The organism is Nocardioides sp., from assembly GCF_030655615.1.
Classification (GTDB): Bacteria; Actinomycetota; Actinomycetes; order Propionibacteriales; family Nocardioidaceae; genus Nocardioides.
In genome coordinates, this window is the sequence record NZ_JAURVJ010000082.1 from 1 (window position 1) to 8,915 (window position 8,915).

Below are 8,915 nucleotides of genomic sequence, written 5' to 3' on the forward strand. Positions count from 1 at the left end.
ATGATCAAGGCAAGCGCCGGCGGCGGCGGTCGCGGCATGCGCCTGGTGCACAGCCCCGACACCCTGCTGGAACACCTGCGCACCGCCCGCTCCGAAGCCGGCACGAAGGTGACGGTCAAGCCGGTCATCGACCTCAACACCAACCCGGCGACCGAGGCCTACCGCCCGACCGAGGCCATCCGCGAACAAGTCCGCCTCAGGGACGGGACGTGTGTGTTCCCGGGCTGCCACCGCCGCCACGTCGACCTCGACCACATCGTCCCCTTCGACGCAGACGGCCCCACCAGCGTCGAGAACCTCGCGATGCTGTGCCGCCGGCACCACCGCGCCAAGACCCACGGCCACTGGTCCTACCGAGTCCTCGAACCCGGGCTCTACGAGTGGACCAGCCCCACCGGCATCACCTACCTCGTCGACCGACGCCGACGACGACCCTGAACGCCCCACCGCCCCGTCCGCCGCTAGGAGGACGGGTGCCGCCGGCACGCCCAGAGCACCCACACGGTGATCGAGCCGACGGGCCGGCTACGGCCCGGCGTGTCGAGATCCCCGCAACCGACCCACCCGACCCGAGCCCGTCGCTGGGGCTGAGCAGCAGAGCGACCGCCGCGGGCGGATTGACTTACCGTCTGCGGAGGTCTCGACACGCGGTGACTTCGTCCCCGCGGCTCGACCACCGTGTGGTCGCCTGGGTGCCTCGACGTACCACTGACCCGTCGCACATACGCGACGGATCAGCATGTCCCCACGGTGATCGAGCCGACGGGCCGGCTACGGCCCGGCGTGTCGAGATCCCCGCAGCCGACCCACCCGCCCAACGCCGTCGCTGCGGATGTCCGGCCTCCGCGACCACCGTGTGGCCGGCATGGGTACGTCACCTGCGGAGGTCTCGACGCGCGGTGACTTCGTCCCCGCGGCTCGACCACCGTGTGGTCGGCCTGGGAGCACAAACGCGACGGGGTCAGCATGTCCTCGTAGTGATCGAGCCGACGGGCCGGCTACGGCCCGGCGTGTCGAGATCCCCGCAACCGACCCACCCAACCCGACCCCGTCGCTACGGCTGACCGGCCCCTCCACCTCCATGTGGTCAGCCTGGATACGTCACCTGCGGAGGTCTCGACTCGCGGTGACTTCGTCCCCGCGGCTCGACCACCGTGGGGGCGGGCCCGGGAGCCCTGAGGTACCACTGACCCGTCGCACAAACGCGACGGGTCAGCGTGTCCCCACAGTGATCGAGCCGACGGGCCGGCTACGGCCCGGCGTGTCGAGATCCCCGCAGCCGACCCACCCGACCCGGTCCTGCGTCTAGCCGAGGCTCGACGACCGTGTGGCCCGGTCCGGCGTACCGGCCACGGAGATCTCGACACGCGGTGACTTCGTCCCTGCGCTCGACCACCGTGTGGTGGGGGCGGAGACGGCGTCAGTCCACCAGCACCGGGATCAGCATCTCATCGGGGGTGAGGGAGCCGTGCAGGCCGATCAGGGTCTTCTCGTAGGCGAAGCGATCGGTGGAGAAGATCCCCAGGTCGCCGTCGCAGGCGACGAGCACGTCGCCGAGGCGGGGCAGGACGCGGGCGTCGACCGGGCCGAACCAGCCCCGGCGCACGGCGTCGCCGCGGGTGAGGACGGTCGCGCGGTCGCCGAGGACCGTGGTCCAGGCGGTGAGCACGTCGTCGACGGCGCCGCTGCGGCAGTAGAGGTGACGGAAGCGCGCCTCGCCACCGAGCAGGGCGACCCCGTCGAGGAGGTCGGCGTGCTCGTCGACGTCGATCCGGCTCTCCTCGGGCGAGTCGACCATGCCGTGGTCGGCGACGACCACCAGCCGCGTGTCGGCGGGCAGCGCCTCGCGGAGCTGCTCGGCCTCGGCGTCGACCATGGCGAGCTGCTGCAGCCACTGGCTCGAGGAGACCCCCCAGCGGTGACCGGTCCAGTCGAGGTCGCTGTCGTAGAGGTAGGTCAGGGACGGGCGGGTGACCGAGGCGGTGACGGCCGCGGCGATCCGCTCGCCGACCTTGTCGGCCCCGACGTAGTCGCCGCCGCGGCTCGACGCGACGGTCAGCCCCGACCCGCGGAACTCCCGCTTGTTGACCACGGTCACCGACACCCCGGCGCCGGCCAGCGTGGCGAAGGCCGTCGGGTGGGGCTGCCACTCGAGCGGGTCGACGTCGGCGTCCCAGAACAGGTGGTTGAGGAGCTGGTCCGTGCCGGGGATGCGCGCGGTGAACCCGACGAGCCCGTGCGCGCCGGGGGTCAGCCCGGTGCCGAGCGAGGTCAGGCTGGTCGCGGTCGTCGACGGGACACCGGCGGTGCCGGGACCGCCGGACGAGGCCAGCAACCCGGAGAGGTACGGCGCCGCGTGGGCGTGCCGCTCGAGCAGGCGGGCCCCGAGACCGTCGACGAGGAAGACGACGTACGACGCCGCGTCGGGCAGCTCCAGGCCCGAGGGCGGGGTGCCGACGCGGGCCCCGAGGGCACGCGCGACGGCCGGGATGACGTCGGCCAGCGACCGGCGGCCGTAGGCCGGCTCGACGAAGTCCACCGGGCGGTCAGTGCTGGGTTCGGGCCGAGAGGGACGCGGCGAACGACAGCAGGCCACCGACGGCGTCGCCACCGTCGGCGGCGGTCGAGACCCGCAGGGAGAAGTCGTCGGAGGCGAGCACCCCGGTGTAGCCGTGGTCGGCGTCGCACTCGGGGTCGCTGCAGCCGGCGGGCTCGAGGTCGAGGCGGGCGACGCCGCCCCAGCCGATCGTCATCACGGCCTCGGCCGGCGGCTGCGGGCCCTTGGTCGGGTTGGCGGTCATCCGGGTCACGACGACCGACTTGACCGACGTCAGGCTGACTGCCTCGGTCGAGGTGGACGTGTAGGGCTCGGGGAGCAGGTCGTCGCCGGCGTGCTCGTCGGTGTGGGCCAGGATCAGCCGCGACGGGGTCAGCACGACGACGCTCTGGTGGCGGCGTACCTCGTCGTTCTCGAAGGTCGGCTCGTGGTGCACGTAGAACGACACCACCTGCTCGCCGGCCACGGCGCCGTCGACGGCGTCGGCGACGACCTCGGGGTAGTAGCCGGTCCGGTCGATCGCCTTGCGCAGGTCGCGGGCGTGGTCGAGGTCGTCGAGCTGTCGGGGCAGGCGTGGCACGTCGGCCAGTCTGTCACGCGACCAGGACGCTGCCGACCCCAGTGGACGGCACCGCGGACCCGTCCGGCCGCACGCGTTCCCACCGCGCGCACGACGCGGCAGGCTGGTGGCCATGACCGACACCGTGCTGTCCCCCGAGCTCCGTGCCCTCATCGGGTCGGGGCCCCTCACCCACCTCACCACGATCAACGCCGACGGCAGCCCCCAGGTCAGCGTGATCTGGATCGGCCTCGACGGCGGCGACCTCGTCAGCGGCCACCTCGGCCACTACGCCAAGGTCCGCAACGTCGAGCGCGACCCCCGCGTCGTGCTGTCCTTCCTCGGACCTCGCGACCACGGCGTCACCCTCAACCCCTACGCCGTCCTCCACGCGCACGCGACGGTCGAGCCCCGCGACGACACGTGGGACCTCCTCGACCAGCTGACCAAGGTCTACCAGTCCCCGGACGACACGTTCCCGGCCCCGCGATCGCCCGGCTGGACCATCCGTTACCGCGTACGCCGGGTGGGCGGGGTCGGTCCCTGGGCGTGAGTCGTCGACCAGGTGGCGTGGACGGCAGAGCGCGGGTCACTCCGGCAGGGTGTCGCCGCCCGGGTGGTCGGTCATCCGCCGCACGAACAGGTCCGAGCGCGGCTCGCCCACGGGGGCCACCCGCCCGGCCGCGGTGAGCACCGTCGTACCCCCGGCGCCGGCGAGGACGAGCGACAGCTCGAGCGAGCTGAGCTGCGGCAGGTCGTTCTGCATCTGGGCGACCCGGCTGATGAGCCGCTCGACGGACTCGATGTCGACCGGCTCGGCGCCGCGGTAGCCGAAGAGGATGGGCGAGCTCTTGACCTCGCGCACCATGGTCGCGACGTCGCGGGCGCCCAGTGGCGGGATGCGGTAGGAGCGGTCGGCGAGCAGGTCGATGATCGGCCCCGAGATCCCGAACGACACGACGGGCCCGAAGAGGGGGTCCTCCATGCTGCGGATGGCGACGGGGACGCCGGGCGGGGAGTTCTTCTGGACCACGAAGTCGGCCCCGGCCGGGTCGCGAACCAGCTCAGTCAGCGCCTCCCAGGCGTTGCGCATCTCGGCGGTCGAGTAGATGTTGCGCCAGACGTGGGCGAGGTCGGGCCGCTCGCGCAGGCCCTCGGCGGTCGCCTTGAGGACGACGTCCCAACCGAGCTTCTTGCCGGCCGACTGCGCCTGCCGCAGGGTCGCGACGGGCGTGGAGTCCCACAGCTCGATGCCGTAGGCCGCGAGCAGCTCGGAGACCTGGGCACGGGTCAGCTCGGCGCCCGCGGGCCGGTCGGACAGCACCTGGTTGACCACGCGCTGCGCCGTCAGCGAGTCGACCTCGGCCGGGTCGGGCGGCGCACCGTCGGGGGTGCGGAGCCACACGGCGTAGTCGACGACGCTGGCCAGGGCGCGTACGGCGGCCTCGACCGCCGGGTAGGACGGCACCGAGCCTCGACCGGCCGAGGCGCCGGTCACGTCGGGCACCCGCAGCAGCTCCGGCACGCCCTCGGCGCCCAGGAACGACGAGACCAACGGCTTGTCGGACTGCTCCCCCACCGCGGCCAGCACGTTGGCGACGTCCTCGCCCGAGACGTTGAGCGGCGGGATGTAGACCGCGATGACCGTGTCGACCTCGGGGTCGTCGATCACGTCGTCGAGCGCGTCCTCGAAGTCCTCGGCCGAGGGCTCGGCGTTGAGCATCGCCGAGCGGGTCACCATCAGGCCGACGGCGGCCGCGGCGTCGGCGGCGAGCAGGCCGAGGGCGTCGGAGTTGCCGACGATCGCGACGCGGCGCCCGCGCGGCAGCGGCTGGTGGGCGAGCAGCTGGGCGACGTCGAACATCTCTTCCAGCGTGTCGACCTGCACGATCCCGGCCTGCTTGAACATCGCGTCGAGCGCCTCGGGCGGAGCCGCGATCCGGCGTACGGCGTGGCCCATCGGCACGCCCTGCGTGGTGCGCCCGGAGCGCACCGCGATGATCGGCTTGCGCAGGGAGACCCGACGGGCGATGCGGGAGAACTTGCGGGGGTTACCGATCGACTCGAGGTAGAGGAGCACGACCTCGGTGGCGTCGTCCTCCTCCCAGTACTGCAGGAGGTCGTTGCCGGAGACGTCGGCACGGTTGCCGGCCGAGACGAACGTGGTCAGGCCGAGGCCCCGGTTGCGGACCTTCTCGAGGATCGCTGAGCCCAGGGCGCCGGACTGGCAGAAGAACGCGGCACGGCCGCGCGGCGGCATCACGGGCGACAGGCTGGCGTTGACCGAGACGGCCGGGTCGGTGTTGATGACCCCGAGGCAGTTGGGGCCGATCAGCCGAAGCCCGTAGGACCGTGAGAGGCCGACCAGGTGGCGCTGCCGCTGCCGTCCCTCCTCGCCGGTCTCGGCGAAGCCGCTGGAGATCACGATCATCCCGTGCACGCCCTTGGCCGCGCAGTCGAGCACGACGTCGGTCACCGAGTCGGCCGGGACCGCGACGATGGCGACGTCGACGTCGTCGGGGATGTCGCCCACGGTCTTGAACGCCGGGAGGCCGGACACGGCCGCCGCGCTGGGGTTGACGGCGTAGACCCGGCCGGTGAAGTCGCCGGTGACCAGGTTGCGCACCAGCGCCTGGCCGATCGTGTCCTGGCGGCGGCTGGCGCCGATGATCGCGATCGAGCGGGGGTTGAAGAAGCGCTCGATCGACGCGGCCTCGGCGCGGTGCTCGCGCCCGCGCATGACGCCGATCGAGGTGTCGGTCGGGTCGATGGGGAACTCGAGGCTCAGGACGCCGTCCTCGTAGCCGCTCACCACCCGGTAGCCGGCGTCGCGGAACGTGTGGATCATCCGGGAGTTGTCGGGGAGGACCTCGGCGGTGAACCGCTCGATCCCCCGCTCGCGCGCCGCCTGGGCGAGGTGCTCGAGCAGGAGCTGGGCGATCCCCCGGCCGTGGTGCTGGTCCTCGACGAGGAATGCGACCTCGGCCTCGGCCTCGCCGACCACGTCGTAGCGGCCGACGGCGATCATCTGCCCCTGCAGGATCAGGACCAGCGCGACCCGCTGGTCGTGGTCGACCTGGGTGAAGCGCGCCACGTCGCGGTCGGACAGCGTCGGCATCGGCGAGAAGAACCGGTAGTACTTCGACCGGTCGCTCACGCGGGAGTAGAACGTGACCAGCAGCTCGGCGTCGTCGGGCCGGATCGGCCGGATGTGCGCGGTGCGCCCGTCACGCAGCAGGACGTCGGCCTGCCAGTGGCGCGGGGGTGCGGGCGGCGCGGAGGCTTCCTGGTGGGGGTCCGCGGTCACGACGACAGGCTACCGGGGTACGCCGGACGCCATGGGCCCCGTCACGTGAACAGTCGCACCGGCCGCACCGGCGTGCCCCCGTCCGGCTGTCGGTGGCACCCGCGAGAATGACCGCATGGCACGTGGCAAGACGAAGCAGGACCTGCCCGACGACTTCGAGGAGCACATCCTCGACATCGACGTGGGCGAGGAGATGCGCAACTCGTTCCTCGAGTACGCCTACTCCGTCATCTACTCGCGCGCGCTCCCCGACGCGCGCGACGGGCTCAAGCCGGTGCAGCGCCGCATCCTCTACACGATGAACGACATGGGCCTGCGTCCCGACCGCGGCCACGTCAAGAGCGCCCGGGTCGTCGGCGAGGTCATGGGCCGGCTCCACCCCCACGGCGACGGCGCCATCTACGACGCCCTCGTCCGCACCGCCCAGCACTGGTCGATGCGGCTCACGCTGGTCGACGGCCACGGAAACTTCGGGTCTCCGGACGACCCGCCGGCGGCCATGAGATACACCGAGTGCCGGATGGCCCCGCCCGCGGTGGCGATGACGGCCGACATCGACGAGGACACCGTCGACTTCAAGCCCAACTACGACGGCCGCGAGCAGGAGCCGTCGGTGCTGCCCGCCGCGATCCCCAACCTGGTGGTCAACGGCACGACCGGCATCGCGGTCGGCATGGCCACCAACTGCGCGCCGCACAACCTCGTCGAGGTCGTCCAGGCGTGCAAGCACCTGATCAAGCACCCGAAGGCGACCATCGACGACCTGATGCGGTTCGTCCCCGGGCCCGACCTGCCCACCGGCGGCAAGATCGTCGGCCTCGACGGGGTCCGCGACGCCTACGCGACCGGACGCGGCTCGTTCCGGATGCGGGCCACGGCGCGCATCGAGACGATCGGACGCCGCAAGGGCATCGTCGTCACCGAGCTGCCCTACACCGTCGGCACCGAGAAGGTCGTCGAGCGCATCAAGACCCTGGTCCAGGGCAAGAAGCTGCAGGGCATCGCCGACATCAAGGACCTCACCGACCGCAGCCACGGCCTCCGGCTGGTCATCGAGGTCAAGAACGGCTTCGTCCCCGAGGCACTGCTCGAGCAGCTCTACCGCCTGACGCCGATGGAGGACTCCTTCGGCATCAACAACGTCGCGCTCGTCGACGGCCAGCCCCGCACCCTCGGGCTCAAGGAGATGCTCGAGGTCTTCCTCGGGCACCGCTACGACGTCGTACGCCGCCGTACGGCGTTCCGCCGGGCCAAGGCCGCCGAGCGCCTCCACCTCGTCGAGGGCCTGCTCGTCGCGATCCTCGACATCGACGAGGTCATCCAGCTGATCCGGTCGAGCGAGACCGCCGAGGAGGCGCGCACGCGCCTCATCGAGGTCTTCGACCTCGACGACGCCCAGGCCGACTACATCCTCGAGATGCGGCTGCGCCGGCTGACGAAGTTCTCCAAGCTCGAGCTCGACAAGGAGAAGACCGAGCTCGAGCAGACCATCGAGGCGCTCGACGCGATCCTGGGCGACGACACCCTGCTGCGCAAGGTGGTCTCCGACGAGCTCAGCGAGGTCGCCAAGACCTTCGGCACCCCGCGCCGCACGGTCCTGCTCGAGTCGGCCGGCACCCCCGTCGCGGCCACGGCCGCGGCCCTCGAGGTGGCCGACGACCCGTGCTTCGCCCTGATGTCGTCGAGCGGCCTCCTGGCCCGCACCAGCTCGGCCGAGGCCGTGGGCGCCGGCGACGGGCGGGCCAGCCACGACGTGGTGGTCTCGGCCGTGGCGACCACGGCGCGCGGCGAGATCGGCGTGCTCACCTCGGCCGGCCGGCTGCTGCGCCTCGGCGTGCTCGACCTGCCGACGCTCCCCCCGAGCGCCAACGACCCCAACCTGTCGGGCGGCCTTCCCATCAGCGAGATGCTGCAGCTCGCGTCCGGCGAGCGCGCGCTCGCGCTTTGCACGCTCGCCGCCGACGGTCCCGGCCTCGCGCTCGGCACCCGCGACGGCGTGGTCAAGCGGGTCAACCCCGAGGTGCTCAACCGCGACGAGTGGGAGGTCATCGGTCTCAAGGACGGCGACGAGGTCGTCGGCGCGGTCGAGCTCACCACCGGCGAGGAGACGCTGTGCTTCATCAGCAGCGTCGCCCAACTCCTGCACTTCCCCGCCTCGCTGGTCCGGCCGCAGGGCCGCTCCGGCGGCGGCATGGCCGGCATCAAGCTCGGCGCGGGCGAGACGGTGAGCTGGTTCGGCGCCGTCGACCCCGACGCCCCCGACGGCTCCGTGGTCGTGACGGCCTCCGGGGCGTCCAGCGCCCTGCCCGGCACCGAGCCGGGGTCGCTCAAGGTGACGCCGTTCAGCGAGTACCCCACCAAGGGTCGCGCCACCGGCGGCGTCCGCTGCCACCGCTTCCTCAAGGGCGAGGACACCCTGGTGCTGGCCTGGGCGGGCACCGCCCCGGCCCGCGGCGCGGCGGCCAGCGGGGCCCCCGTCGACCTGCCCGCGG

General features: G+C 72.4%; 6 protein-coding genes and 1 pseudogene. 4 read left to right on the forward strand and 3 right to left on the reverse strand.

All coding sequences use genetic code 11. The features are described 5' to 3' along the window. Together Q7T52_RS20625 and Q7T52_RS06860 are read left to right on the forward strand one after the other, a co-directional pair. Nucleotides 1–99, forward strand: a pseudogene (locus tag Q7T52_RS20625) (hypothetical protein); the annotation flags it as partial. A gap of 9 nt (nucleotides 100–108) precedes the next feature. Continuing rightward, nucleotides 109–438, forward strand: a complete 330-nt coding sequence (locus Q7T52_RS06860) for an HNH endonuclease signature motif containing protein (protein WP_370692304.1) — start codon at nucleotides 109–111, stop codon at nucleotides 436–438. 982 nt (nucleotides 439–1,420) lie between these two features. On the opposite strand, the gene Q7T52_RS06865 is transcribed toward Q7T52_RS06860, so the two are convergent. Together Q7T52_RS06865 and Q7T52_RS06870 are read right to left on the reverse strand one after the other, a co-directional pair. Then, nucleotides 1,421–2,539 (reverse strand): alkaline phosphatase family protein, encoded by a 1,119-nt coding sequence (locus tag Q7T52_RS06865; protein WP_304800720.1) that lies wholly within the window; start codon nucleotides 2,537–2,539, stop codon nucleotides 1,421–1,423. Nucleotides 2,540–2,546: 7 nt separating this feature from the next. Then, nucleotides 2,547–3,137, reverse strand: coding sequence for a DUF5998 family protein (locus tag Q7T52_RS06870; RefSeq protein WP_370692303.1), 591 nt, complete (start codon nucleotides 3,135–3,137; stop codon nucleotides 2,547–2,549). Nucleotides 3,138–3,249: 112 nt separating this feature from the next. Here Q7T52_RS06870 and Q7T52_RS06875 point away from each other — a divergent pair, with 112 nt between their 5' ends. After that, nucleotides 3,250–3,669, forward strand: a complete 420-nt coding sequence (locus Q7T52_RS06875; RefSeq protein ID WP_304800722.1) for a PPOX class F420-dependent oxidoreductase — start codon at nucleotides 3,250–3,252, stop codon at nucleotides 3,667–3,669. A 36-nt stretch (nucleotides 3,670–3,705) separates the two neighbouring features. Here the strand turns inward: Q7T52_RS06875 and Q7T52_RS06880 are convergent, their stop codons facing one another. Beyond that, nucleotides 3,706–6,423, reverse strand: coding sequence for a GNAT family N-acetyltransferase (locus Q7T52_RS06880; protein ID WP_304800724.1), 2,718 nt, complete (start codon nucleotides 6,421–6,423; stop codon nucleotides 3,706–3,708). Between the two features lie 115 nt (nucleotides 6,424–6,538). Here Q7T52_RS06880 and Q7T52_RS06885 point away from each other — a divergent pair. After that, nucleotides 6,539–8,915, forward strand: a 2,377-nt coding sequence (locus Q7T52_RS06885) for a DNA topoisomerase (ATP-hydrolyzing) subunit A (RefSeq protein WP_304800726.1), incomplete at its 3' end; no start/stop codon positions are given.